Here is a 23,319-nt window from a genome sequence, read left to right on the forward strand (position 1 = left end):
ACAATGGTGACAGCACGGCCCGCTACCGCTTGCCTGGAAAAAACTTTCTCCAGGTTTCAGGGGTTCGCGGTACGCGCGGACTTAAGAGGAAGCGACAACCGTAGGGATCGGTTGTCTCTTTCTCGCCTCCTGGAGATGTAGCCATGGATCGACCGGCACGCCGTCCCGGCCCGCCCGTTGATGCCGCGCGCTTACAACCGGACAACCAGGGCGACATCCAGGGCGTCGACGAGGGCTTGGTCGGCACCTGGCTCGATGACCCTGACCTGGCCGCCGAACTTGCCGACGAACTGGAACGACTCCGGCGCCTTCAAGCCGATGAGGAACTGCTGCTGACGCTGCAGTTGGAGCAGTTCACCGGCCGGCTGTGGGAGCGGTTCTCCCGCGAGCTGACCCGCTACGGCCTCGGCGTGCTGCGCGCCTGGATCCGCCACGGCACCATCTACGGCAAGGCCAAGGCGCTGACCGGCTACGGTCTGGGCCGCATCGAGGGCTGGCCCGACGACCAGACCATCGACGACATCGCCACCGACACCGTGGTCGCCGCCCTGATCTACTTCCGCGACAAGGTGCTCAAGACCCACCGCTGGCAATCCTCGGGTGGGGCGTCACTGGGCACCTTCTTCATCGGCCAGTGCCTCTATCAGTTCGCCAACATCTACCGCAGCGCACTGCGGGCCGAGAAGGAGCGCATCCGGGAGGCCACCACGCCGACGGACGAACTCCCCGAAGACCGGTTCGACGTCATCAAGGGCATCGAGGAGACCATCGTCGCCAACGACACGGTGGCCGAAGCGATGGCGCTGCTGACCACCGACCGGGCGCGCCGAGCACTGTTCCTGCAGGAACACGGCTTCACCCAGCGGGAGATCGCCGACAAGCTGGGGTTGCGCGACGCCAAGAGCGTGGAGAACCTCCTCGGCCACCAACTCCGCCAACTCCGAAACCGAAAGAGGACGTCGTGACCACCATCAAGCACCTCACCGCACTCATCAACGCCAGCTCGTTGGGCACCCGCACCGGGCGAGTAGCCCGCCGGTCGGTGACCGCCGCCGAAGGCGACGCCCTGGCCCGCCGCGCCGCCGAGAGCGGCCAGGGGCACGACGATTCCGAGAAATTCAGGGGTCGAGCCGACGAGCGCACTTATAGACCGGTATCCGGCTCAACACCGGGCCGGACAAACCGAAAGGACAAGACAATGGCCAAGGGACATCACCGCAGCGCGACCACCGGTCGCTACGTCAAGGCGTCCACCGCGGCGCGCAACCCCAAGACCACGGTCACCGAACGGGGCTCCAACCGCAGCAGCGGAACCCATCACCGCAGTGCCATCACCGGCAAGTTCGTGAAGGGCTCCACGGCCGCACGTCACCCCAACACCACAGTTACCGAACGCGGTTGAGCATCAACCGGATTCGGCGGTGTCCCCTCGGCTCGACAGACGGGCCGAGGGGACACCAGACCAAATCACTTCCGAAAGGCGAAATCCCATGATCCGTACCACCGTTGAAGCCCTCGGCGGCGCGCAGGCCGTTCCCAGTGAGCTGATCCCGGTCCGCGAACTGCATCAGCGCCTGATCGATCAGGTGACCACCAGTGGCGGCAACGTCGTCCTGGCCGACACCGCCGGCAAGCCCGCCGCCGTGGTCATGTCCCTTCAGCGCTACGAGCAGCTGCTCGACGAGCTGAACACGCTGCGCCGCAGAACCGCCGACAACGCCTGATGGCGGGGGAGGGGCATCACGTGCTGACCGACGACGACGTGCAAGCTCTCGACCGACGCGCACGCGAGGTGGGAGACGTCATCGGCTGGGATCTGCAGTTCGTCGTCGCCCCCAACGCGGAGTACGTCGGTCTGGCGGCCGGCGGCGGCGCTGAACACGCTGACGAGATCATCGTCCTCGGCCCCAGCCGGATCACCGATCTCGCCGTCCACGAGATAGACCTCGCACTCGACGCACTCCAGCGCGGCGAACGGCACATCATCCTCGACGAAGACGGCGACCCCCGGCTGATCTGAACACACGGCCGGCGAGTTCTTCTCTACGCCTCTCCAGTCCGACCCGCATAGCGGTCCCGCGCAGCCCGACGTTCAACATCGGCGGTCTCGCTGTTGAACTCCGACGCCAGCTGGGCGTAGCCGGCATCGAGGTCATCCGGGTCGGGCTCGGCTTCCGCGTGAATCACTTCGACCTCATTTCCGGGGAACGCCGTAGCGGGCGCGGATCTCGTCTTCGCCGAACGTACGGCCGGCGGCGATGTCGGCTTCTGCTTCTCGTAGCGATTCACGAACGTCCGCCACGTCGATCGGCCAGTCGTCGAGTTCCCCAGGTGCACTGCTGCAGCCCTGGGTATCGCCGTTTTCTTCCGTCACCTTCGAAGGATAAGGTCGCCTGCCTGCCTCAGGCTGACGGCTGCGGTTGGTCGAGGCAGCGGTAGACGCTGGAGCGGGATATGTCGAGGGTGCGCGCGATTCTGGGCGCGAGGGGTCCCGGCCTCGTCGAGGGCTTGGACCGCGGCGATGGTGTCAGCGGTGAGGCCGGGGCGGCCGGGGTGTCGACCGGCCGCGCGGGCTGCCGCGACTCCAGCGGCGGTGCGTTCGGCGGCGACGGCTCGCTCGAACTCGGCGACGGCCCCGAAGACGTGGAAGATCAGCCGTCCGCCGGCAGTGCTGGTGTCGATGACTTCGGTGAGAGAGCGCAGTTCGACGCCGCGGTCCTGCAAGTCGCTGGCCACGGTGAGCAGGTGCGGGAGCGAGCGGCCGAGGCGGTCCAGCCGCCACACCATGAGCACGTCACCGCGGCGGGCGTAGTCGAGCAGCGCGGCCAGCTCGGGGCGATCATCATCGCGAGCGCCGGACATGCGCTCGGTCCAAATCCGTTCGGCCCCGGCCTCCGTCAACGCCTTCGTCTGCATGTCGGGGGACTGGTGCAACGTCGAGACTCGCGCGTATCCCAGCAGCGTCACCGGCAGGTCCTCACTCGTTCAGGGGGCACGGTCTTCTCAGGCCCAACCAGGGCCGCTTGCGGACCTGGGCGGGAGCCGTCTGTGTCTTTAAGGGTGTCCCCGTTCCCGCCGGTCTGGGACAGGATTCTGGGACACCGCACCGGCGCATCGGCGCTGGTCGCAACTACAGCGGTCATTATGTAGCTTTTTCGGTCGGTAGAGGCCGTATGGCAGTCCTGGCGACGGTGGCGGCGCAGGGCGTAGCCAACGGCGGCGATCACCAGCACCGCGGTGGCACCGATCAGCCACGGATTGCCCAGGACGCCACCAAGGGCTCCGAGCGCTCCGCCGGCGATGAGCGCCGGTCCGGCGCAGCACAGCAGCGGCAGCACCCCGATGCCCACCAGGCCGAGGATCCCGGCCACGGACGGGCTCGTGCGCTTGGTCGCCATCAGGCCGGCACCTGCGGGGCCTCGGCGGCGGTGATGCGTACGCAGTCGGCCAGGGCGGCGGCGTTGTCGGCGGCCAACGAACGCGCCAGCATCACCAGATCGGCCACCCGCGGGTCGGCCACCTTGTAATGAGCGAACCGGCCCTCTCGGCGGACCTGGACGTAGCCGCAGTCCGACAGGCACGCCAGGTGACTGGAAACCCGGCTCTGCGCCAGCCCGAGATGGGTGACGCACTCGGTCACGGTGTGCTCGGTGCTCACCAGGAACTCCAGAAGCCGCAGTCGGCCGGGATCACCGAGCGCGCGGAAGAACTTGGCCACCATCTCCACCCCGGTGTCGGTTTCGGGCAGGAACGCCAGCCGGGGATCGGTGCGGCAGGTCACGCGGTCTCCCTTCACATCCTAGAAAATTAGCGTATCCGTATTAGCGGATATGAGGAAGTATAGTCACATTCGACTACCCGAGAGCAACGGTCGGCGGGGCCCGTCCCGCAGGACCGCCGACGAAAGGCGAGACGCCCCATGGGCTATGACTTGGCGATCATCGGCTCCGGCGGTGCGGCGTTCGCCGCCGCCATCGCCGCCACCACGGCCGGACGCCGTGTGGTGATGATCGAACGGGCCACCATCGGCGGCACGTGCGTCAACGTCGGATGCGTGCCGTCGAAGGCGCTGCTCGCCGCCGCCGACGCCCTCCACGGCGCGTCGACCGCGGCCCGGTTTCCAGGCATCGCCGCCAGCGCCGCACCCGTCGACGGCCCGGCCTTGATGACCGGAAAGGACGCACTGGTCCAGACCCTGCGCGGCGAGAAGTACGTCGACCTCGCCGCCCACTACGGCTGGGACGTCGTCGAGGGCGACGCCCAGTTCGTCGGCGATGCCGGCGGACCGTGCCTCACCGTCGAAACGCCCGGCGGCGCAACGCTGCACGTCGAGGCCGAGCATTATTTGATCGCCACCGGTTCGGCGCCCTGGGCGCCACCCGTCGACGGATTGGCCGACACCGGCTCTCTGACGTCGACCACCGCGATGGACCTAGACCGGCTGCCCGAATCCATGATCGTGCTCGGCGGCGGCTACGTGGGCCTGGAACAGGCGCAGCTCTTCGCCCGCCTGGGCACCGTGGTCACCGTGGTGACGCGATCACCGCTGCTGTCCGCCGAAGAACCCGAGGTCTCCGCGGTGCTGGCGGACGTCTTCGGTGACGAGGACATCCGGGTGCACACCCACACCACCGTGACCGGTGTGCGCCGCGACGAACACGGCTACAGCCTCACCGCCGAACGCGGAACGCAACGGTTGGCGCTGCATGCCGAACAGCTGCTGGTGGCCACCGGGCGCCGCCCGGTCACCGCCGGTCTGAACCTCGACGCGGTCGGGGTCAAGACCGGTCCGCGCGGAGAAGTCCTCGTCGACGACCATCTGCGCTCCACCACCGCACGGATCTGGGCTGCCGGCGACGTGACCGGAGGACCGCAGTTCGTCTACGTCGCCGCGGCCCAGGGCACCCTGGTCGCCGACAACGCGTTCGGCAGGGCCGCCCGCACCCTGGACTACACCGCCCTGCCGCGGGTCGTGTTCACCAGCCCCGCCGTCGCCTCAGTCGGCATGACCGACGCCCAGGCCACCGCCGCCGGCATCCAATGCGACTGCCGCACAATACCTTTGCAGTACGTGACGCGGGCAATCGTCAACCGCGACACCCGCGGGTTGGTCAAACTCGTCGCCGCCGCCGACACCGGTCGGTTACTGGGGGTGCACGTCGTCGCCGAGAACGCCGGAGACGTCATCACCGCCGCCACCTACGCGCTGACCGCGGGGATGACCGTCGAGCAGCTCGCCCACACCTGGGCCCCGTATCTGACCATGGCCGAATCACTCAAACTCGCCGCCCAGGCCTACACCACCGACGTCGCCACCCTGTCCTGCTGCGCCAGCTGACCAACCCCCACCCGCAAGGAGAACCCTGATGACTGTGCCCCCCCACCCCCGCCATCGACCACGCAACTACCGCGTTGCCGCCCAGGTGGCAGCGCTGGCTGCCCCGCGCCGCCGCCCTGATGGCGGGTTTCGCCACTTTGTGTTGCCTCGGTGTGACGGCGCTGGTGTCGCTGCTCACCGCCATCGGCGCCACGTTCCTGACTACCGACGCCGCCCTGCGGCCGCTGCTGATCGTCAGCTTGGTGATCACCATCGCCGGTAGCGCGGCCACCTGGCATCGGCACCGCAACCCGCTGCCGCTGCTACTGACCGTGGTCGCCGCGGTGATCATCTTCTTGTCCCTCAACGGCAACGCCCTGTTCGGCCACGCCAGCGCCGGGCACGGCGGCGATCCCATGGGCGACGGCATGGGAGGCCACACCGCCGGCGCCGGCATGCCCGGCGGGGTGGGGGTGTGGATCGGGTTGGCACTGCTGATCATCGCCCAGGTGTGGGACATCTGGCGGCTACGCCAACTCAAACGCCAGAATGCCTGCGCCGCTTGATATCGCATCCCTAGTTTCCGCTATCGACCTGGAAGGACCAAGCGACATGAACCCCGACATCGCCCAACTCGCCCACCGGCTCAACGACTCACTCGGCGGCGACAACCCCGGCTCGACGCCCTGGATGTTGCGCCCGCTGCTCGACCTCCTCGCCCACGGAGCGCCGGTCACCATCGACCAACTCGCTGACGCCACCGCCACCACCGTCGAGCAGGTGCGCCACGCCTTGACCGCCATGTCCGACACCGAATACGACGAACACGGCCGCATCATCGGCAGCGGCCTCACACTGCGCCCCACCCCGCACCGCTTCGACATCGACGGACGGCAGCTCTACACCTGGTGCGCGCTGGACACGCTCATCTTCCCCGGCATCCTCGGCCGAACCGCCCACGTCACCTCGCCATGTCACAGCACTGGGCAACCCGTGCACCTCACCATCGACACCCACGGAATCACCAACGTCGAACCCACGACCGCCGTGGTCTCGATCGTCATCCCGGACCATCCCGCCTCTATTCGGACCGCGTTTTGCCACCACGTGCACTTCTTCGCCACCCGGGAGGCCGCTGAGCCATGGCTGGCCGAGAACCCCGCGGCCACCGTCGTTTCCGTGGCTGACGCTTACCAACTCGGCCGCCCCCTGACCCAGTCCCTCCTGAAAGGCACCTCCCCGTCACGCTGCACCCAGGTGGGACGATGACTGCCCGGTTCGATGTGATCGTGATCGGCGCCGGCATGGCCGGAATCGCTGCGGCCAACAAGTGCGGAGCCCAGGGCTGGCGCGTGGCGATCGTGGATTCGTTGCCATACGGCGGCACCTGCGCGTTGCGTGGATGCGACCCGAAGAAGATCTTGCGTCGTGGTGCCGAAATCATCGACGCGTCCCGCTTGATGCGCGGCAAGGGGATCGACGAAGGCCAGATCCGCATCAACTGGACTGATCTGATGCGCCACAAACGGGGCTTCACCGATCCCGCACCAGCGAACATGGAAAACGACCTGCGCCGCCACGGCGTCCAGACACTGCATGGTCAGGCCCGGTTCGTCGATGCCCATCAGATCAGCGTCGGAGACGACGTCCATCACACAGAGCGGTTCTTGGTGGCGACCGGAGCGCGACCCCGGCCGCTGCAGTTCGACGGTCACGAACACCTCATCGACAGCACCCAGTTCCTCGATCTGGAGGACTTGCCACCGCGAATCGTGTTCGTGGGCGGCGGATACATTTCCTTCGAGTTCGCCCACATCGCCGCCCGCGCGGGTAGCCACCCGATCATCCTCGATCACGGTCCGCGCCCACTCAAGGGATTCGACCCCGATCTGGTCGACCTGCTGATCGGGCGCGGCGTGGCGGCCGGCGTGGACGTGCGCGCCTCTACGACGGTCACCGCCGTACGCGCGACGGCCACCGGATACCAGGTTCAGGTCAACCAGGACGGGACCGACGCCACCATCGATGCCGACGTGGTGGTTCACGGCGCCGGGCGACTTCCCGAGCTGGCCGACCTCGACCTCGACCGTGCCGGCATCGCATGGTCCGAGCGAGGAATCCGTGTGCAGCCGCACCTGCAGAGCACCACCCAGCCCGGTGTCTACGCCGCCGGTGACGCCGCAGACACCGCCGGCCCGCCGTTGACGCCGGTGGCCGTGATCGAAGGCAAGGTGGCCGCCTCCAACATGCTCAAGGCTGCCAGCACCGTCCCGGACTACACGGGTATCCCCTCCGCGGTGTTCACCATCCCCGAACTAGCACGCGTCGGGTTGCTCGAGGCAGAAGCACGTGACCAAGGATTGAACATCGACGTCCGCTACAGCGACGCCAGCACCTGGTATTCGAGCTACCGCATCGGAGAAGGGACCGCCGCTGCCAAGATCCTGGTCAACAAGGACGACGACCGCATCGTGGGCGCCCACCTGCTCGGACCGGACTACACCGAACACGCCAACACCATTGCCGTGGCCATCAAGCTCGGTCTAACCACACGCCAGCTCAAGACCACCACCGCGGCCTACCCCACTTTGGGATCCGATCTCGGCTCCATGCTCTAAGGACGCCACCTCGTCGACCCCATGCCGGAACCGAAGACAACGCGCAATACCTCAGTGCAGTCTCGATTCTAGAGAAACGAGACGGCCCTACGTGGTCCACGCTGCGGTGGGATAACGCCAGGTCGCGGCGTCTCCTTTCTTGTCTCACACGGCGTGTCTCACATCCTCGATGTCGGAGGGCAATGAGACGGTAGCGGTGTGACAGCGATTCTCGGGTACGCGCGGGTCAGCACGCTGGGTCAGGACCTCGATGCGCAGCTCGCCGCGCTCGCCGCCCAAGGCGTCGAATCCGGCCGAATTTTTACCGACAAGCTGTCGGGTACGGTGAACACCGTTCGGCCGGGCCTGGCGGCCCTGCTGCATTACGCCCGCGAGGGCGACACTGTGGTGGTCACCGCCATCGATCGGCTGGGTCGATCCGTCGCGGAAGTAACCCGCACCATCGCGGATTTGGGTGAGCGCCGAATTCTGTTGCGCGCCTTACGTGAAAGTGTGGACACCGGCACACCAACAGGGCGTGCGGTGGCCACCATCATGGCGACGCTGGCTGAGCTCGAACTCGAACTGGGGCGTGAGCGCCGCGCCGCCTCGCGCGACTCCCGGCGAGCCCGCCAACTGCCGGCTACCAAGCCGGCCAAACTGACCCCTGAACGTCAAGAACAGCTGCGCCGCCTCGCCGGCACGGGCGAACCCGTACCCGAACTTGCCCAAGCGTTCGGAATCAGCCGGGCGACGGCCTACCGCTACCTGGCCAAACTCAGTTCCCAGTCAGGAGTCGCGTGATGACCGCCGACGATTTGCACCCCTCCACTCACCTGCGGGCCGCAGCGTGGGTCCCCGATGACGTCGAAGATCGGGCCGTGGGAAGAAGCCATCACCCTGGCCGCCGACTGGATTTGGGAACGCAGTCGCGAGGAGGATCTAGCGCCGCTGCTGGTGAGCAACGCGCAGAACGCGGCGAGCTTTGGTTATGCCGACCTCGACGAGATCATCCGAGCGGGGGGTCACGCCACACCGCAGAGCCGTAGCCGACCCGATCGCGGTCCGGTACTGACGTTCGTGCCAGACGAACGGTCGTTGCACTTCGCGATGGGCTTGGCTCGGGGCTATTCGCTTGCTGTCGTCGAGGGCTCCACGTCCTTAGCCGAATGGGCTGCTGGCGCGGCCGCAATCAACCTGCTGACCGGACAGGTCACAACGTCCCAAGTCGACGATGATGTCCGCAAAGACCTTGACTCCGTCATCTTCTACGGCGGTCGTAACGGCTGGACAGGGGCAGATGAAAAGGCGCAGGTGCGACGGTTTCTGAGCGATCACATCGGCGGCGGCCGACTGACTCCCGATCAGGCCGCTGCGTATGCCTTGTCGTCGCAGTCGGTGTCCGACCGCGGAGCCAAGCGCCTGCGCGAGCTGCTCAGCCGCAATCGGTGATCACCATGCTTAAGTGCGTCTAAAACCGTCATTTTATACACACACCACGTGACGTTCGCTGAATTGCTCGATGTTGCCTATAGGCGACATGAGCTGCGGAAACTCGCGGGTTTGAATGTGGCTGTGGCTGTGGCTGGATGTCTGTCGATCGCGATACGGTCGTTTCATGACGATGGGGTATCGGCGGCCCCACCGCACCGGGGTGGCCGTCGCAGCGACCGCGCTAGTGATCGCCGCTGGTGCAGCGGTGACCAGCGGCCTGGCGCTGGTGCGCCCCATCGCCCCGGCTCAGCACACGGTCAACGTGGTTGCACCCCCGCCAGCCGCTCACAGCAGCAGCGAGACGCAAGCCGCGAAGGCTACGGCATGTGCTGCGTGGGATCGGGCCGCACGGTCGACGGCGTTGGCGAGCAAGTCCAGCGCCGAGGCGCTGGAGCAGAGCTGGACAAGCCCAAAGAGTCTCGCCGCATTGGCCACGGAGAAACGCACTGGTGTGGCTGCGGTCTCGTATCTGCGTACGCAGCTGTCTGACGCCACACCAGCTTCAACGGCGATACCGCTGCATGAGTGGATGTCGGCCAACATCGACATGCTCCACGCGCTGAACATGCGGCATTGGGACGACGCCGATCGCCAACTAAAACGCGGCAACGATCTGACGGATGTCCTCACGTCTGAGTGCGGGTTGCGCTGATGGCGGCCGTCGGGAGTTCTGCCGGTTCGTATGGGCGGCTGATCGTCACACCGGACATGGAACCGCCCGACGCCTCGCACTGGGACGCCCAGGAGCAGGCCTACCGGGCCAGCGCGACGGCATGGGACGGCATCCACCAGAAGATCGTCACCGACAACGCAGCGTTCCGAGATGCCGCTGACTCTCGGGGCTTCGACGAGGCGCACCGGGCGGGTGCGGTGTTGGCCGAGGAGGCCAAGACGATCGCCGAGTGGCACGACAAAGTGGCCAACAAGTGCGCCGACATCGCCACCGTGTTGCGTGACACGCGCGCCGGTCAGGAGCAGCTGATCCGCGAGGCCGATCCCAAGATCGCCGCCGCGAAGCTGCCCGGCGAAGCCGAAGCGCTCGTAGCTCAGTATCACGGCATGGCCAGGTATCAGACCGAGGCAGGCGTTACGGCCGCGATGGCCGCGCACACCTCGTTCAAGAAGAGCAGCGAAAACGTCAGAGCGCTAGACCTTTTGACCAAGTGGGGCGATGTACCCGCTGCACCTCCCGCGCAGCCCCTCGACAACCCATCGCCCGGTATCGAACAGGACGAAGACCCTCGCCGCTATACCGAGAAGCCGAAAGCCGGGGCCGACGCACCCGAGCCTGTGGCAGACGCACCAACAGACAAAGCCGGTACCTCCGTCACGCAACCGGGGGTGTCCCCTGGCGCCGACGCGGGGACGGGCAAAGCGGATGTTGGCGATGAGGGACTCGCGACGTCGAGTCCGGTCACTCAGCCGGGGATGACTCCTGCGCCGCGGCCGGCGGCGGCGTCGCCGCTCGGCGGCGGTGCGCCGTCGATGAGCGGATTGGGCAGTGGTGGCGGTGGGATGGGTTCCGGTGGCGGGATTCCGAAGATGCCCGGCGGTCTGGGAAGCGGCGGCATGCCGGGGACGGGCTCTAATCCTCTGAGCGGCGTAGGCCAAATGCCCGGCGCGGGAAGCGGATTGCCGAATGCTGGTGGCCTCCCTACGGCATCGAACGCGGGGGGCGCGTCGCCGTTGTCGGCATTCAATCAGGGAGCAGCAGCGACGGCGGGCATGGGCGGCGGGATACCACCTGCGCCGCCGCCGGCACCGGCGAGCCCGTCGCCGGCTCCGTCGGCCGGTGGGCATGCGGCACCGGCCGCAGCCGCCCCCGGCGGGGGTGTGTCGCCGGCCGCGGCGCAGCCCGGTGTGGTGGCCCCCGCCGCCCCTGCCTCCGCACCTACCGGTGTAGGTGTGGGGGCCGGTGGGGGTGCGCCGATGATGCTGCCGCCCGGTTCGATGGGACCGCCAGCCGCAGCCATTCCACCCCCTGCGGCGACCGTGCCCGCGGGCACGGTCGGTTCGACGAACACAGCCCCGGCGGCGCCCACGTCGGCCGCAGCGGGCGCGGCCGCCGGCCCGACACTGATCCCGGCCAGCGTGGTCGCTGCGGGCCAGACCGCGGCCGCCCAGGAGCGCCGCGAGTCCGCCGACGCCGCGGCGGCCAGGGAGTTGGTCTCGAAGCTTCAGCACGCCGCTTACCTGGCGGGCAGCCCCATGACGGGGTGGGCGGTCGGGGTGTTCCGCTCCCCGAGCGGCACCGAGATCGTGATCACCACCAACGACGGAGCCGGTTACATCCCGGCGGGCGTGTTCGTTCCGCGCTCCGTGCGGGTGTTGGCCACAGATCCTCTGGTAGACAACGACTTCCGGCAGTTGTGGTTCGGTTGGGCCGATCCCGCCCAGATCCTCGTCGAGTACGCCCAGCTGCGCGCCCAGTGGGGCTGGCGACTGGTCGCCGCTGCGAGCACGCTCCCGACGCCCGCACTGAGGGACGCGGGGGTCGAGCATCCGCCTGCATGCACACGGGAAACCAACCCGCTGCTGCAGCCCGGTGTCCAGGTACCCGCCCCGGTGCTCGACGACATGCACGCGCATCGGCTGGCGCTGCTGTGGCCCGAGATGTACCCGCGGCTGCTGCGCATCATGGACGCCGACCCGATTTATCAGGACCGGATCGTCTCCGCGGTGACCGCGGCGCTGATCCGTGCGGCAACGTCGCAGGCCCAGCCTGTCGATATTCCCGACGCGGTGCGCCACATCTGGGAGATTCGCGGCGGTGACCGCGAGCCCACCACGCAGCAATGGGCTAAGTACAACGCGGAAGCCCAGATCTTCAACGGCACCACTGCCATGACCCGGCCCGCGTTCATGACCGGCGGGGCCGGCCATCCCCGCGATTACAGCGAAGATCTGGCTGTCTACCGGGCGCACTGGCTGGTTGCGCGTACCGCCGAACACATCGGCGGCTGGGCGGCCCGTCCGCTGCCGCTACCCGACATGTGTTATGGCGCAGTTCTTTCCGGCGATACTGAGTTGTCCGACATGATCGTCAGGGCCTTGGTGAGCGTCGAAGAGGACCTCCACTACGAGGCTCCTCGGTGACCACACCGGAGGGCGCGGACGGCGCAGCCTGGAGGGTCGAGCTGGAACGCTGGCACGCCGAGTTGGCCAACACCATCTACCAAGCCTCCCTGTGGGCGCGGGAGTTCCACGTGCGTACCGGGGATCGACTCCGGGGCGATAGCTCGGCACCACCGAGCTATCCGCTGCTCGGGTACGCCGAACGGCTGGAGACGATCGGCGCAACGCTGAAGATGGTGTGCGCGAACGCATCTTTGAACCCTCCGATACCGAGGTGGGATCGCGCGACGCTGAGCGCACCGTCGCCGATCCGGGTACCGGGCCGCGACCCCGATTGGCGAGACGCCGACTACTTCGAGGGCGGCCGATATCTTCTCCTCATCCGCCCAAGCGCTCCGACTTCCGATATTGTTACCGCGCAACAGCATTGGCGCACTGCACTCGGATTCGCCGCACCGTCGGTGCTCGAAAGCCATCTGGGGATACCGCAGCTCGCCGTGTACGCGGAGCAGGCGCAGGGACTGTTCGACATCGCCCATGACACGATTCGTGCGGCTTTCCGGGACAGCGTGGCCGCCACCTACGGCCGGATATGGGCGACGTGGCCCACTTCGGAAGACAGCGAGCGGCCTCTGCTGATGTGGTTGAGAGAGCTTGCGCAGTTCGGCTGTCCGGTCGACGAATGCGAAGCGGTTCTCCGCGATATCGAGGCGGTCGATCCTCAGGCCGTGGCGCGCTGCCGCGAGGCCGGCGCATGGTGGCGACTGGACGCAGGCTGACCGCCGCCGCCTCAGTCGAGTTCGAGGCCGTATCCCTGGTCTCTGGTTCGTTCTCGTCCACGGTCGCGGTGGGGTGGGTTGAGGATGCGCCAGCTGCGATCGGCGGCGGCGCGGTGACTGTCCGCGAGTGCCGCTAGTGCGGGGTCGGCGACATCCGGTGTGGGGCGGGCGTTTTCAGACCAGGGTAGGGCGAGTCCGTCGAGGAGCCGGCGGCCGGGGCCGGGCTCGCCGCTGTCGATGAGCAGGAGCCGGCCGCGGGCGGGGACCAGGGCGGTGGCCACCGCCGCGAGATGCGCCGGGTCGGCGGCCGCGGCGTCCTCGACGACGACGACCTCCCTCGGCGATGGGGGATGGGCGGTCAGGCGTTCGGCGAACTGGTCGAGGCGACGTTGGTCGGGACGGGAGGGTGCGGCGGCGATCTGGACGTAGCGCCGGTCGGTGCCGGCGGCGGCCTGGCGCACGGTGTCGGCGAGGTCGGGGGTGTAGCGGTCGGCGGCCAGTGTGGTCACGACGTAGGGAGCCGAGAGCGCCACGGCCACCGGGTCGCTGCGCTGCTGCGAGGAGGGCAGGGGGGTGCCGTAGCGGTGGGTGGCGGCCAGGACCTCGACGAGCGCCCGGTCCGAGGCGTGCGCGCTGCGGTCGTGGGCGGCGTGGCGGTCGATGCGGTGCTCGCGGCGCAGCCGCGCGGTCACGGTGCGGTGGTGGCGGCGCAGGTCGGCCACCTGGTCGGGAAGTCGGTCCTCGTCGGCCGCGGCGGCGGTGATGGTGGCGGCGCGGTCGTCGCGGCCCAGGACGCTGCGCAGTGCGGTCGCGGCCTGCGCCGGGGTGCCGCGGCGTGCGGTGTGGACACCCGTGGCGATGGGGTCGGCGTGTTCGTGGTCGGCTTCCCCGGCTCGGGTGTCGTAGAGGCGCACGGTGTTGGTGTGCCGGCCGCGGGTCAGACCGACGTAGGCGATCGAGCGGGTCGCGGCCTCGGCCGAGAGCAGGGTGTGGCAGGTGTCGGCGGTGACGCCCTGGGCGGCGTGCACGGTCACCGCGTACCCCAGATGGGTGTACTGGCGCAGGTAGTCCCCGGATAGGACCGCGACCGCCCTGTCGTCGAGACGCCGCGCCGCGATCCGCCCCGCGTCGGGGTCGACGGCGAGGACCTCCCAGCGTTGGCCGTTGCGAATCGGATCGGCGTCGGCACCACGGTCGGTGCGGGTGGGGATGTCGGTGGTGTTCTGGCGGGTGATCACCACGTCGCCGGCCGCGACGCGGTGCCCGCGCGCGGCGGCCACGGTGGGCGCATCGTCGCTGATCCGTTCGGAGTGGATGCGGATGTTGAGGGCATCGGCCATCTCCCACCGATCGGCGATGAGCAGACCGTCACGGCCGGCGGCGACGTCGGCCGTCCAGGCCGCTACGGCGTCATCGGCCATGGTGACCTGATCCCCGATGTGCAGCCGATCGTGGCGGCGGTACCAGCCCACCGCGCGGCGCAACGCCGCCGGCCCACCGTCGCGGACCGCCAGTGAGGCGTTGCGCTCGTCGTGGTCGTGCATCCGCCACACCTGCGACAGGCGTTGCGCCCACGGCAGATCGGTGACCAGTTGGGCGAAGGTGCCGCCGCGTTGCGCGACCGGTGCGAGCTGGTGCTCGTCACCGACCAACACGACCTTCGTTCCGGCGGCGGTGGCCCTCTCCAGCAACCGGCGCAGGTGTTGGGTGCCGACCATGCCGGCCTCGTCGACGACGACCACGGTGTCGGCGTCGAGGACCTCTTGGCCGCGCTCGAGGCGGCCCAACAACGCGTCCAGGGTGGCCCCGTGATCGCCCGCCTGCTCGCGCACCGCCACGTCGACCGCACGCCCGGTGGGAGCGGCCACCAGAACGCGTTTCCCGGCGTCGTGTGCGGCGGCGCGCAGCGCTCGCAGTGAGTGGGTTTTTCCGGCCCCTGCGGGGGCGCTGAGGGGCTGTACGAGCCGTTCTGAGGTCGCGATGGCTGTGACGGCGCGGGCCTGATCCGGCGACAGCCCAGCGGTGTCCACAGACGGCAGAACCGCGGCGCTGTGGCGGCGGCCCATCACCTCGATGATGGCGCGTTCTTCGGCGACCAGATCGGCGGCGGTGTAGCGGATCGACCCCTCCCGTTGGTGGGCGGCCCGCTCGTCTCCGATGCGCAGTGCCACACCATCGGCGAGGCGCTCGATGACCTCTCGTGGCGACGGTCCATCGGCGTCGTCGACCGGCATCCGCGCGCCGATCGCCTCGATGAGATCCGCGCGTGTGAACGCCGCCTTTCTCAGGCCGTGCGACACCGCGCGACGCACCACCTCCGCGTAGTCCACACCGGCAGCCCGACGCGCATCTCGCGCAGCCTGCTGGACGGTCTCGTCGACCCGAAATGTGCGGGTGTCATCGGCCCATGCGACACGCAGCGACGCCCATGCGACACCTTCGGGTTTCCGTGGCCGTGTGGCCTTCTGCGCGGTCGCCAGCTGCGCAGCCGAAAGCTCGTCGCACTCCACCCGCAGATGCCCGCTGGCCCACTCGCGCAGCTGTGTGGAGCGTGTCGACCACGACCGCAGATCCCCGCGATCGGCCCCGGCGATGTCGGCCATCCCGGTGTGCGGATCGACGTCGTTCCACTCCACGCCGATCGAACGCGTCAGCTCCCGCCGCAGTGTGGCCTGATAGATGATCCCGGCGGCCTTCGCTTCGTGATAGAGACTCGTGCCGTCCAGAGACACCAGCCGCCCATCCGCGCGGGCCTGCCGGTTCGGGACCAACACGTGGGTGTGCAGATGCGGGTCCCCGGCCCGCGAGGTTTCGTGCTGAAAACCCGCCGCCACGATCCCCGGCAACCGCACCAGATCCTTCTCACCCGTGCGCGGATTGTGCACACGGGTGTAGCCCCCGTGTTCGGCCAGATACTCCATCGCCTCGGTGATCGCGAAGGCGTGCGCATCCGCGACCGCTTTAACGGTCACGTCGTTGCCCAAACCACGCATCAACGACACGCTTTTCGGGGCACAGAACGTCAAGTCATAGCCGTGCACACCGGCCCGCTTTTGGAACGCCCGACCACTGGCTCCGCACGGCGATTCCCCGTCGTCCAACCAACGCGTCACGGCGTCCAAATCGGCGTTCTCACCGGCGCGGCCGGCGCCCGTCAAACCCCTCGCCGCGGTCGTGTCCCGGCCGGCGGAAAACCACACCGGAAGCCGCGTCTCGGACTCGCTGTAGTACTCGCCCAAACCCCCACCGGCAGCCCGCGATTCGAGTGCCGCCGCGGCCGCCGAACGCGCGGTGTCGACGTAGTACGCCACCGACCACGCCCCGAGCTTGGCGATCGTCAACACCGAACCCTCACGCCTCCCGCCAACGCGACCACCACCGACCTCGCGGGAGCGCGCCCACGGCGCGCTCCCGCCCAGCCTCGCACACATTGTGCAAATGTGCCATATCGTTACGGTGGTAGAGCAGTACTGAGGGTCAGGGGTGGGTTGTGAGAGCGCAGCGGAGATGCGATGAGCGGGCGAAGATGGAACAGCGAGAGGGTGGGGAGAGAAGCGGGAGGCAGTGCGGAAGACGTGAGTGAGAAGCGACGAAGAGGGCGCTGGTGCGGGTGCTGAGAGTCGCGTCTGGCCGCAACGTCAGCGCGCCGGTTCGCAACCACTAGGTGCGTCGTCGAACCGGAACGTTCAACGGTGCGCGCTCCATCGCGTCTCCGCGGACGGCGCGGTGGTCTTCTGCGAGTCGGTTCATCGCGCCGCCGTGCCGTGTCTGGACCGCCAGCCGGATGTCGCGCCGCGACGACGCGGCGGGCGTGCTGCTGGTCTGGTCCTCACGGCTGAGTTGGGCGCGCTCGGTGAGCACTCGGCGGATCTCTTCTCGGGCGGCGGTGATCCGGGCTCGCGCTGCGTCGGTGAGCACCACTGGGCGCGGCGTCTGGTCGATGCTGCCGGCCTTTGTCGGGGCCGTGTCGGGGGATGTCCAGGACAGCCGTCGCAACCGGCTGGCGAGGAACGCGCCGGGGTTGGCGATGTGGTCGGGCCAGGTCGTTCCTCGGGCGCGCATGTCGGCGTTGAGGGCGTCGTTGACCGCACGCGCGGACCACACCGCGGGGTCGATGCCGACGCTGGTGAGTGCATCGCAGATGGCACCGATGTGGGCGCGGTCGAGACCGTGGGTGAGCGCGACCAGTCCAGCGGCCAGTTTCTGGGTGGCCAGCGGTCGCGCGGTAGCGCGCCGCGGCCGTGCTTGTCGCGTTTTGTCGCAGCTTCGGATGGCGGGCGCGCTCGCGCGCCCGCTTGGTGAGTAATTCCCTACGGGAGAAGAACAACCAACACCGCCTGACGGCGGTAGGTGGAAATCATGCACAAGCGGTGGCGTCACTGGACGTACTTCGCGACGCGGCACCAGGTGGTACACCGAGGGTCTGCGGCCGACGCTGGGAGTGCTTGTCGAACCGTGGCCCCGCTGCGCCTCCACGGCCCATCTGGAGACCCTCAGCACGCGCCACGCGGCGGTCACGGTGCGCACGTCACACCCCACCCTGTCGGCGATTGTCGCGCGGGTGACCGCGACGTGGCGGCCGGTGCCGTGATCGGCGTGCTCGGCCATCACAGCGGCGATCGACAACAACGTGGCCGTGGTGATCGACACCCGCGCCTCAGCGCACAGCGCGCCGAACGCCGGGGAGTGCACCCACCGCGACAACCCGTCGAGCCAGCCCGCGCGACTGGTCCACATCGGCGCAGACGGTGCGCAAGAGCCCGCGCGCGTCACCCACTCACGGCGACGCTCATGCGCCAGTGCCCGCACCACATGAGGGCTGGGAGCAGCAGGGGCTACAGCAGCGCCGAGCGGCGTCGGCCAAGCACTGTCCGCCCGACGTACGCGGGCGTTCAAAAGGTCACGGTTTGCGCACCGATCGCGCGCCGAATCTGGTGCAGCTTCGAGGCGTGCGCTACCGTGAGACTTGCCTATCAAGCAAAGTCCCTTCGGGGATATCGGGTGCGGACCCGGAACCGAGCGCCAACTCGGTTCGAACCCCCGACAGGGGCCCCGCTAACGCGGGGCCTTCGTCATGTCAGCGGGGTAATCCGCACACCAGCTATTCAGATGTCACGTATGCCAAGACCCCCTAGCTCGTCCAGCAAGGTCTGAGGCCTTTGGCGGGTGAATCACATCGCCAGCGGCAGAACCTCCTTGTCGAGTTCGCGAACAGCCTCGGGCCGCCCGACCGCGATAGCGAGCAGGTCGGCCGAAAGCTGGCTGACGCTTGTGCCGCGTTCGGCGGCCATTTCACGAAGCCGGGCGTAGACGGATGCGTCAGCGCGAACCTTGATCTGCTCACGCGGACCTTTGTGCGGTTGGGCCATGGCCCTGATCCTTACGCAAAAAGGTCCATGTACCTGGTACCGACACGCGCACATCCCGTCCCTCCTTTCACACGGCTACCGTTCGAGTGGTGATCGACTCACTGGAACTGGAGGCGGCCATCGCGACGGTGTACGCGGCCCAGCTGCCGATCCCGGTCTGGTGGCCGGCCGAAGCGCGGGCGGCGTTCATCGAGGAGTACGCCAGCGAGGCGGCGTGCCTGGTGCTCTCAGAGTTGGACGCGATCAACGACCGGATGAGCGACTGGACGGCCCGATCACAAGTCAGCGGCGCGGACGAGTCCACGATGATCGCCTCGGCGCAACAGGTTCTGCTCGATGAGGCCTGCAGCGAAGTGCAGTACGACCTGACCGAGATGATCGCCAGCAGGAGCGCACAGTTGATGGCTGAAGCTGTCTTCGACCACAGCCCGCCTCGCGCGCAGCACCACGTGGTGTGGCCGGTCCAGCGCTGAACGAGCCAGCCCCAGACCGGGCCTACGGCTCGAAGTGGGAGCGGAAGCCTTCGAGCCAGTCCGCCCGCGCGTGGCCGGTGAGATGGCCTGGAACCCATGTCTCGGCGGCGTCGGGGCTGTCTGCGTCGCCGCTGGCCACCCGTTCGTGGGCTTCGAGGTAGCCGGCGACGTGCATGTCATCGGACTGGGAGAAGACGGCTTGGATGGTGTCCAGGTTCGTCGTGAAGTCCCGGTAGGCGGCGCGGCGCTCGGCGTCATCGGTGTAGTCACCGCCGTACCGCTGCAGCCATGCCTGCCAGTGCTCGGTGGAGCCTGGCTTCGGCGGCGGCGAGGGTGTGCTCATCAGGGCCGACTTTAGGCCGCCGCGCCGACGACCAGCGCGGTACAGCGTGGGCCGCCGAGCATGTCCAGGATCGGGGCGCCGGTCGATGCGGGCTCGTAGATCACCGACCGCAACACCCGTTGGAAGGCGAGATCCACTGCCGGGGCGTCTTCCAGGAGCAGATCGAGGAGCTTTTCTGCGGCGGGGGTGTTGAACGGATTGGCTGTCAGCTGCGCGCACAGCGCACGGACCTGGGACGCGAAGTCCCGGACCGCACTCACGTCGTCTTGGACCGTGCCGAGGGTATCCATGCCACCACTGTAAGAGCGTGCGTGCATACATGCAAGCAACTTGCATGTAAACTACTTTTAGACGTGCATGTAGGATGCATGCATGCCCGATTCGGCTGGGGATGCGCTCGACGGCGGTGCGCCCGACGCTGGCGGTAGCGCGCTGCCCTTGCGTAAGCGACAGCAGAAGGTGCCGTTGAACACCTATGTGCGGCCAGGCACCCAGCAGCGCGTGGAGGTGTTGAAGGACCGCGGGTACGCGGTCACCGACATCGTGGATGCGGCGCTCAACGAGTTCTTGGACCGTGCCGGGGTGCCCCCGTCCGAGTAGCTCGCCCCCGGAGCCTGGCCAGCACGTTCCCCGCCCGGCTTCCTCGTACTGGCCCGTTTGCGCGGTGGGTGGCGGCTGTCCAGGCTCGACCGCAGGTCGACCGCGCAGCGGCGGTTACCGGCCTTGACGACCACCACCCACCGTTTCGCCACAATCGAGGCCGAGGAAGCCCGCTCCCCTCCCCGTATGCGGCGGTGGGCGCTCACGGTCGTCGCGCGGACGTGATGATCGTGGCTACCGCTTCGATGCCCACGCCGACGATGGCGCCGATCGCTCGGCCGACTTCGCCGATGGTGACCTTGCAGTCGGGAATGCGGGCCAGGTAGCCGGCGAGCACGCAGATCGCCAGACCCAGCACCGTGATGGCCACGACGATGATCGCCACTGCGATCAGGATGGATTCGCTCATTGGGCGTCTCCTGGTTCGGTGGTCAGGAGATGGCTCCTGGAGCTGGCTGTCGTCCCGCTCTCTTCTTGTGCGCTGGCACAGCGTGCTTTACAGGGCACTGGCCGCACCTTTCTCGTCGTGGTTCCGGTACACGGGAAGTACCGGCCCTAGAGCTGGTTTCCGTCGTGTGGCGTGGCGGCAGTTCTAGGTCTCGCCTGAGCAGGTATAGACCTGCGGGGTGCAGCGGCCGATTGCCGAATGCACGGCACCGCGAGAAACGGGTTGTCAGGGGTTGGTGTCACGGCCTCTAATGACCCCTTGGGGGCCGGAATCCCGACAACTCGTGTGGTTACGGTCAGATCACAACAAGAAAAACGCAGGCTGAAGCACGTTCCCGCGCGGGGGCGGGCCTCAGCGGATGAGCTGGAGCGTCGTCGAACGAGAGAATCAAGACAACTTTGCGTCAGCCCTTAGAGGGGGGCGGCGCGCGCCCGCCCTCAAGGCATGCGGTCGTTGCGGTCCGGCTTTGGAATGCCGGCGTTGTCGAGGTAGCGGTTGATGGCCTCGTCGACGGTGTCGGTGATGACGTATCCGCGGGCCTTGATCCATTCGAGCCGCGCGAGGGTTCCCGCGTGCAGCTGTGTGGCGAACGGACTCTTCACCTTGCGGAGACGGGCTTTCAACCGAACCGGCTCGGCCTGCCGGGCCTCCTGCTCACCATCGGGTGGCGTCGCCACGGGCGCGGGCGGGATATCGGTGTTCTGCGGCTCCGGCGCGGCCGGCGCGGTTTCGTCGGCGGTGACCCGTGCGGCTTGGGCGCGTCGCTCTGCGCGCGACAACGGCCGGGTGGAGCCGACCTGCAATCCGGCGGGTTTGGATGCGGCGTTCATGCTGCGTGCCGCCTTGCCGCGATACGCTCTGCGACCTCGCGGTAGGCCACCGCCGCCGTGCTGGTCGGGGCGTGCACATTGACCGGCACGCGTTTGCCCTTGGCCTCCACCACCCGCACCGTGTGCGGGATCTCGCCCAGATAGGCCCCGCCGTCAGACCACTCCCCCCAGTCGGCACGCAGTTGACGACGTACGTCCTTGCTCGCCTTCGGGTTGCCGTCGAAGTCGGCCAGCAGCACGTACCGGATCTCCACGTCTGGGTTGAGCGTCTCTTGAACGTCGAGGATCGAGTTGCCCAGCTCCACCAGGCCGTCAACCTCGTCGGGGCCGGCCTTGAGGACGGCCAACACGTAGTCGGCCGCCGCGAGCGCCGCGGTGGTCAGCTCCCCCAATGCCGGCGGGCAATCCAGGAGCACGAAGTCGTAGCCCTCGATGTCGTCGAGCTGGCGCGCTAGCCGCAACTGGCCGCCCGATCCGAGCCCGGTTCGCTCGAGCTCCTTGAGCGCGAGATGACCGGGCGCGACGTCGATACCGAACTGCGTCGGAACGATGACCTTGGCCAGCGGGACGCGCATCGCCCGGTCCGGGTGCAGAACCTCGTACATGGACGCGTCCTCGGCGTCGAGTTCGATGCCCAACCCCTTGGTGCTGTGCGCCTGCTGATCCATGTCGATCACGAGGATGCGCAGACCCATCGCGGCCAGGTTCGCGCCGAGGTTGATCGTGGTGGTGGTCTTGCCGACGCCACCCTTCTGCAGCGCCACGGCCAGGATTTCGCACTGCTTATCTGCCGAAACGGTCATGACAGGAAGTCTATCAATCTGCATGCAAACATGTCTACATGCATACTTACATGTAAGAAAGCATGTATGTATGCATGTGCTGTGGTCTCGGAACCTGCGGTGGTGTTGCCCCAGGGGAGACTCACGGACGTGTGGCCAGCAGGGTGGTGACCTTGGTGTTGTTGACGATCCACTCTGCGAGGTTGCGGTCGATCATGCGAGTGAGCTTCATGTAGGCCTCGACGCCCTCGGCGGCGGTGAGACGGTTCGGCTGCTGTTGACCCGACCGTTGGCCAGGCAACGGGAATCCGTTGTGCAGGGGTTCGTGGTGGGCGACCCGGTTGCGTAGGACGTTGACGGTCTTGGCGACGGAGTGAACCCACGTCCTGGTGAAGCTCGCATGGGGGCTCGGGTCGTTTCGTGCTTCGATGCGGCCGCCGGGGAATGCGGAGCGCAGCGTCGATCGCCATAGCTGCTCGTAGTCGGCGTGGACGCGGCGGGGCTCCCGGCCGGCGTAGCCGCCGGCATCGAGAAGGTTGACCCACATTCCGAAGGTGCACTGCGCAATCACTCGTCCAGGTGTCGATGGGTGGCCTTGCCGAGGATTACGGAGGTAGCCCCACGCTCGTTCGACCTGCTTCATCGAGCGGTCATCGAGGGCGATGTTCTGGTACCACTCGGGTCCATAGGTGCTGGTCAACGCGTTGTGTAGGGCGTTGCGTAACGCCACTTCGACGATGGCCAGGTCCGCGAGGACGGCTGTCGAAAGGTCACGGTCCCAGACGTAGAGCTTGCGGGCACGGTCGGCGTCTTGGCCGGCGGCGTTCAGATAGGACGCGTAGCGCGGGGTCGATATGGCTCGATCGAGCGCAGCGGCGCGACGCGCTTCTGCTTGCTGGGGGGTTTCTACCACTGGACTCCTTTTCGTGGTCCGAGGTAACATAACTGGCAGAAGTCCCCGGACACCGCCTCTCTGGCCTGGAGCCATGACGCGGCCGGGGTTTTTCATTGGGGCCCCCCACCCGCGCCTCACGCTTCTGTCGATTCACCCGCGGGGGCTCTTTCATGCCGGACACGGGCGAACCGACCTCATCACGCGAGGGGAGCGCCGCACATTGGCGGTCCAGCGGCCCGCCAACTGGGACCACTCGCGGACCCAGGGGCCGTCACCAGCCCTCTTGTGTATGCGGGGGATTGTCGGCTCGACCTGGG

General features: G+C 67.9%; 29 protein-coding genes. 15 read left to right on the plus strand and 14 right to left on the minus strand.

What is annotated here, in order from left to right; genetic code table 11:
• Positions 1 to 143: 143 nt before the first annotated feature.
• The 4 genes from MAB_RS00005 (at position 144) to MAB_RS00020 (ending at position 2,020) form a co-directional block, all read left to right on the plus strand.
• The gene (locus MAB_RS00005; protein ID WP_012296228.1) at positions 144 to 965 is read left to right on the plus strand and encodes an RNA polymerase sigma factor; all 822 of its coding nucleotides are present in this window, start codon (positions 144 to 146) and stop codon (positions 963 to 965) included.
• A complete protein-coding gene (locus tag MAB_RS00010) occupies positions 962 to 1,402 on the plus strand; it encodes a hypothetical protein (protein WP_012296229.1) in 441 nt (146 codons plus the stop codon). The genes MAB_RS00005 and MAB_RS00010 overlap by 4 nt, the downstream gene beginning before the upstream one ends.
• A gap of 88 nt (positions 1,403 to 1,490) precedes the next feature.
• Entirely contained in the window at positions 1,491 to 1,724 is a 234-nt protein-coding gene (locus MAB_RS00015; RefSeq protein WP_012296230.1) for a hypothetical protein, read from the plus strand.
• Entirely contained in the window at positions 1,724 to 2,020 is a 297-nt protein-coding gene (locus tag MAB_RS00020) for a hypothetical protein (protein ID WP_012390405.1), read from the plus strand. Before MAB_RS00015 ends, MAB_RS00020 begins: the two co-directional genes overlap by 1 nt.
• A 23-nt stretch (positions 2,021 to 2,043) precedes the next feature.
• Here the strand turns inward: MAB_RS00020 and MAB_RS00025 are convergent, their stop codons facing one another.
• From MAB_RS00025 to MAB_RS00045, 5 genes are read right to left on the minus strand one after another with little or no spacing between them, the layout of a single operon-like run.
• On the minus strand, positions 2,044 to 2,187 hold the full coding sequence (locus MAB_RS00025; protein ID WP_012390404.1) for a hypothetical protein: 144 nt from the start codon (positions 2,185 to 2,187) through the stop codon (positions 2,044 to 2,046).
• Between the two features lie 7 nt (positions 2,188 to 2,194).
• Positions 2,195 to 2,374, minus strand: coding sequence for a hypothetical protein (locus MAB_RS25275; protein WP_012390403.1), 180 nt, complete (start codon positions 2,372 to 2,374; stop codon positions 2,195 to 2,197).
• Positions 2,371 to 2,967 (minus strand): recombinase family protein, encoded by a 597-nt coding sequence (locus tag MAB_RS00035; protein ID WP_012296231.1) that lies wholly within the window; start codon positions 2,965 to 2,967, stop codon positions 2,371 to 2,373. Before MAB_RS00035 ends, MAB_RS25275 begins: the two co-directional genes overlap by 4 nt.
• Positions 2,964 to 3,398: a Mercuric transporter MerT gene (locus tag MAB_RS00040; RefSeq protein ID WP_012296232.1), complete on the minus strand. Its 435-nt coding sequence runs from the start codon at positions 3,396 to 3,398 to the stop codon at positions 2,964 to 2,966. The genes MAB_RS00035 and MAB_RS00040 overlap by 4 nt, the downstream gene beginning before the upstream one ends.
• Positions 3,398 to 3,781 (minus strand): ArsR/SmtB family transcription factor, encoded by a 384-nt coding sequence (locus tag MAB_RS00045; RefSeq protein WP_012296233.1) that lies wholly within the window; start codon positions 3,779 to 3,781, stop codon positions 3,398 to 3,400. Before MAB_RS00045 ends, MAB_RS00040 begins: the two co-directional genes overlap by 1 nt.
• 138 nt (positions 3,782 to 3,919) lie before the next feature.
• Between MAB_RS00045 and merA the strand changes: the two genes are divergently transcribed.
• The 9 genes from merA to MAB_RS00090 all read left to right on the plus strand — a co-directional run bounded on the left by merA (position 3,920) and on the right by MAB_RS00090 (position 13,262).
• On the plus strand, positions 3,920 to 5,338 hold the full coding sequence (gene merA, locus MAB_RS00050; RefSeq protein ID WP_012296234.1) for a mercury(II) reductase: 1,419 nt from the start codon (positions 3,920 to 3,922) through the stop codon (positions 5,336 to 5,338).
• A 32-nt stretch (positions 5,339 to 5,370) separates the two neighbouring features.
• Positions 5,371 to 5,883 (plus strand): Hg(2+) transporter MerH, encoded by a 513-nt coding sequence (merH, locus tag MAB_RS00055; RefSeq protein WP_130983727.1) that lies wholly within the window; start codon positions 5,371 to 5,373, stop codon positions 5,881 to 5,883.
• Between the two features lie 46 nt (positions 5,884 to 5,929).
• The gene (gene merB, locus MAB_RS00060) at positions 5,930 to 6,586 is read left to right on the plus strand and encodes an organomercurial lyase MerB (RefSeq protein ID WP_012296236.1); all 657 of its coding nucleotides are present in this window, start codon (positions 5,930 to 5,932) and stop codon (positions 6,584 to 6,586) included.
• Positions 6,583 to 7,935, plus strand: a complete 1,353-nt coding sequence (locus tag MAB_RS00065; protein WP_012296237.1) for a dihydrolipoyl dehydrogenase family protein — start codon at positions 6,583 to 6,585, stop codon at positions 7,933 to 7,935. The genes merB and MAB_RS00065 overlap by 4 nt, the downstream gene beginning before the upstream one ends.
• A gap of 198 nt (positions 7,936 to 8,133) precedes the next feature.
• Entirely contained in the window at positions 8,134 to 8,718 is a 585-nt protein-coding gene (locus MAB_RS00070; RefSeq protein ID WP_012296238.1) for a recombinase family protein, read from the plus strand.
• Positions 8,719 to 8,775: 57 nt separating this feature from the next.
• Positions 8,776 to 9,366 (plus strand): hypothetical protein, encoded by a 591-nt coding sequence (locus MAB_RS00075; protein WP_012296239.1) that lies wholly within the window; start codon positions 8,776 to 8,778, stop codon positions 9,364 to 9,366.
• 166 nt (positions 9,367 to 9,532) lie between these two features.
• On the plus strand, positions 9,533 to 10,060 hold the full coding sequence (locus tag MAB_RS00080) for a hypothetical protein (protein ID WP_012296240.1): 528 nt from the start codon (positions 9,533 to 9,535) through the stop codon (positions 10,058 to 10,060).
• Positions 10,060 to 12,504 (plus strand): hypothetical protein, encoded by a 2,445-nt coding sequence (locus MAB_RS00085; RefSeq protein ID WP_012296241.1) that lies wholly within the window; start codon positions 10,060 to 10,062, stop codon positions 12,502 to 12,504. The genes MAB_RS00080 and MAB_RS00085 overlap by 1 nt, the downstream gene beginning before the upstream one ends.
• The gene (locus tag MAB_RS00090; protein ID WP_012296242.1) at positions 12,501 to 13,262 is read left to right on the plus strand and encodes a hypothetical protein; all 762 of its coding nucleotides are present in this window, start codon (positions 12,501 to 12,503) and stop codon (positions 13,260 to 13,262) included. Before MAB_RS00085 ends, MAB_RS00090 begins: the two co-directional genes overlap by 4 nt.
• An 11-nt stretch (positions 13,263 to 13,273) precedes the next feature.
• Here MAB_RS00090 and mobF read toward each other — a convergent pair whose 3' ends face one another.
• From mobF to MAB_RS00105, 3 genes are all read right to left on the minus strand, one after another.
• Positions 13,274 to 16,606, minus strand: coding sequence for a MobF family relaxase (gene mobF / locus MAB_RS00095; protein ID WP_012296243.1), 3,333 nt, complete (start codon positions 16,604 to 16,606; stop codon positions 13,274 to 13,276).
• A 316-nt stretch (positions 16,607 to 16,922) separates the two neighbouring features.
• On the minus strand, positions 16,923 to 17,999 hold the full coding sequence (locus MAB_RS00100) for a rep protein (protein ID WP_012296244.1): 1,077 nt from the start codon (positions 17,997 to 17,999) through the stop codon (positions 16,923 to 16,925).
• A gap of 434 nt (positions 18,000 to 18,433) precedes the next feature.
• The gene (locus tag MAB_RS00105) at positions 18,434 to 18,631 is read right to left on the minus strand and encodes a ribbon-helix-helix protein, CopG family (RefSeq protein ID WP_036405108.1); all 198 of its coding nucleotides are present in this window, start codon (positions 18,629 to 18,631) and stop codon (positions 18,434 to 18,436) included.
• A gap of 89 nt (positions 18,632 to 18,720) precedes the next feature.
• Between MAB_RS00105 and MAB_RS00110 the strand changes: the two genes are divergently transcribed.
• Positions 18,721 to 19,104, plus strand: coding sequence for a hypothetical protein (locus MAB_RS00110; RefSeq protein WP_012296245.1), 384 nt, complete (start codon positions 18,721 to 18,723; stop codon positions 19,102 to 19,104).
• 22 nt (positions 19,105 to 19,126) lie between these two features.
• On the opposite strand, the gene MAB_RS00115 is transcribed toward MAB_RS00110, so the two are convergent.
• Both MAB_RS00115 and MAB_RS00120 read right to left on the minus strand, forming a co-directional pair.
• Positions 19,127 to 19,447, minus strand: a complete 321-nt coding sequence (locus MAB_RS00115; protein ID WP_012390411.1) for a hypothetical protein — start codon at positions 19,445 to 19,447, stop codon at positions 19,127 to 19,129.
• Between the two features lie 11 nt (positions 19,448 to 19,458).
• On the minus strand, positions 19,459 to 19,737 hold the full coding sequence (locus MAB_RS00120) for a hypothetical protein (protein WP_012390410.1): 279 nt from the start codon (positions 19,735 to 19,737) through the stop codon (positions 19,459 to 19,461).
• Positions 19,738 to 19,819: 82 nt separating this feature from the next.
• Between MAB_RS00120 and MAB_RS00125 the strand changes: the two genes are divergently transcribed.
• Complete coding sequence (locus MAB_RS00125; RefSeq protein ID WP_012390409.1) at positions 19,820 to 20,047, plus strand: hypothetical protein; 228 nt, start codon at positions 19,820 to 19,822, stop codon at positions 20,045 to 20,047.
• Positions 20,048 to 20,249: 202 nt separating this feature from the next.
• Here the strand turns inward: MAB_RS00125 and MAB_RS00130 are convergent, their stop codons facing one another.
• The 4 genes from MAB_RS00130 to MAB_RS00145 all read right to left on the minus strand — a co-directional run bounded on the left by MAB_RS00130 (position 20,250) and on the right by MAB_RS00145 (position 23,020).
• Positions 20,250 to 20,456 (minus strand): hypothetical protein, encoded by a 207-nt coding sequence (locus MAB_RS00130; RefSeq protein ID WP_012390408.1) that lies wholly within the window; start codon positions 20,454 to 20,456, stop codon positions 20,250 to 20,252.
• Between the two features lie 476 nt (positions 20,457 to 20,932).
• Positions 20,933 to 21,325, minus strand: a complete 393-nt coding sequence (locus MAB_RS00135) for a hypothetical protein (RefSeq protein WP_012296247.1) — start codon at positions 21,323 to 21,325, stop codon at positions 20,933 to 20,935.
• Positions 21,322 to 22,128 (minus strand): ParA family protein, encoded by an 807-nt coding sequence (locus MAB_RS00140; protein WP_012296248.1) that lies wholly within the window; start codon positions 22,126 to 22,128, stop codon positions 21,322 to 21,324. The genes MAB_RS00135 and MAB_RS00140 overlap by 4 nt, the downstream gene beginning before the upstream one ends.
• 121 nt (positions 22,129 to 22,249) lie before the next feature.
• Positions 22,250 to 23,020 carry an Abi family protein gene (locus tag MAB_RS00145; protein ID WP_012296249.1) on the minus strand — a complete coding sequence of 257 codons (771 nt, stop codon included), beginning with the start codon at positions 23,018 to 23,020 and terminating at the stop codon, positions 22,250 to 22,252.
• Positions 23,021 to 23,319 lie beyond the last annotated feature (299 nt).

Source organism: Mycobacteroides abscessus ATCC 19977 (assembly GCF_000069185.1).
GTDB classification, from domain to species: domain Bacteria; phylum Actinomycetota; class Actinomycetes; order Mycobacteriales; family Mycobacteriaceae; genus Mycobacterium; species Mycobacterium abscessus.

Bases quoted from the DNA above. Each gene is read 5' to 3' on its own strand.
- MAB_RS00005 (WP_012296228.1), top strand. From the start codon at position 144: ATGGATCGACCGGCACGCCGTCCCGGCCCGCCCGTTGATGCCGCGCGC.
- MAB_RS00015 (WP_012296230.1), top strand. From the start codon at position 1,491: ATGATCCGTACCACCGTTGAAGCCCTCGGCGGCGCGCAGGCCGTTCCC.
- MAB_RS00020 (WP_012390405.1), top strand. From the start codon at position 1,724: ATGGCGGGGGAGGGGCATCACGTGCTGACCGACGACGACGTGCAAGCT.
- MAB_RS00040 (WP_012296232.1), bottom strand. From the start codon at position 3,398: ATGGCGACCAAGCGCACGAGCCCGTCCGTGGCCGGGATCCTCGGCCTG.
- merA (WP_012296234.1), top strand. From the start codon at position 3,920: ATGGGCTATGACTTGGCGATCATCGGCTCCGGCGGTGCGGCGTTCGCC.
- merB (WP_012296236.1), top strand. From the start codon at position 5,930: ATGAACCCCGACATCGCCCAACTCGCCCACCGGCTCAACGACTCACTC.
- MAB_RS00065 (WP_012296237.1), top strand. From the start codon at position 6,583: ATGACTGCCCGGTTCGATGTGATCGTGATCGGCGCCGGCATGGCCGGA.
- MAB_RS00075 (WP_012296239.1), top strand. From the start codon at position 8,776: ATGACGTCGAAGATCGGGCCGTGGGAAGAAGCCATCACCCTGGCCGCC.
- MAB_RS00080 (WP_012296240.1), top strand. From the start codon at position 9,533: ATGACGATGGGGTATCGGCGGCCCCACCGCACCGGGGTGGCCGTCGCA.
- MAB_RS00085 (WP_012296241.1), top strand. From the start codon at position 10,060: ATGGCGGCCGTCGGGAGTTCTGCCGGTTCGTATGGGCGGCTGATCGTC.
- MAB_RS00100 (WP_012296244.1), bottom strand. From the start codon at position 17,999: ATGTGGACCAGTCGCGCGGGCTGGCTCGACGGGTTGTCGCGGTGGGTG.
- MAB_RS00105 (WP_036405108.1), bottom strand. From the start codon at position 18,631: ATGGCCCAACCGCACAAAGGTCCGCGTGAGCAGATCAAGGTTCGCGCT.
- MAB_RS00115 (WP_012390411.1), bottom strand. From the start codon at position 19,447: ATGAGCACACCCTCGCCGCCGCCGAAGCCAGGCTCCACCGAGCACTGG.
- MAB_RS00120 (WP_012390410.1), bottom strand. From the start codon at position 19,737: ATGGATACCCTCGGCACGGTCCAAGACGACGTGAGTGCGGTCCGGGAC.
- MAB_RS00125 (WP_012390409.1), top strand. From the start codon at position 19,820: ATGCCCGATTCGGCTGGGGATGCGCTCGACGGCGGTGCGCCCGACGCT.
- MAB_RS00130 (WP_012390408.1), bottom strand. From the start codon at position 20,456: ATGAGCGAATCCATCCTGATCGCAGTGGCGATCATCGTCGTGGCCATC.
- MAB_RS00135 (WP_012296247.1), bottom strand. From the start codon at position 21,325: ATGAACGCCGCATCCAAACCCGCCGGATTGCAGGTCGGCTCCACCCGG.
- MAB_RS00140 (WP_012296248.1), bottom strand. From the start codon at position 22,128: ATGACCGTTTCGGCAGATAAGCAGTGCGAAATCCTGGCCGTGGCGCTG.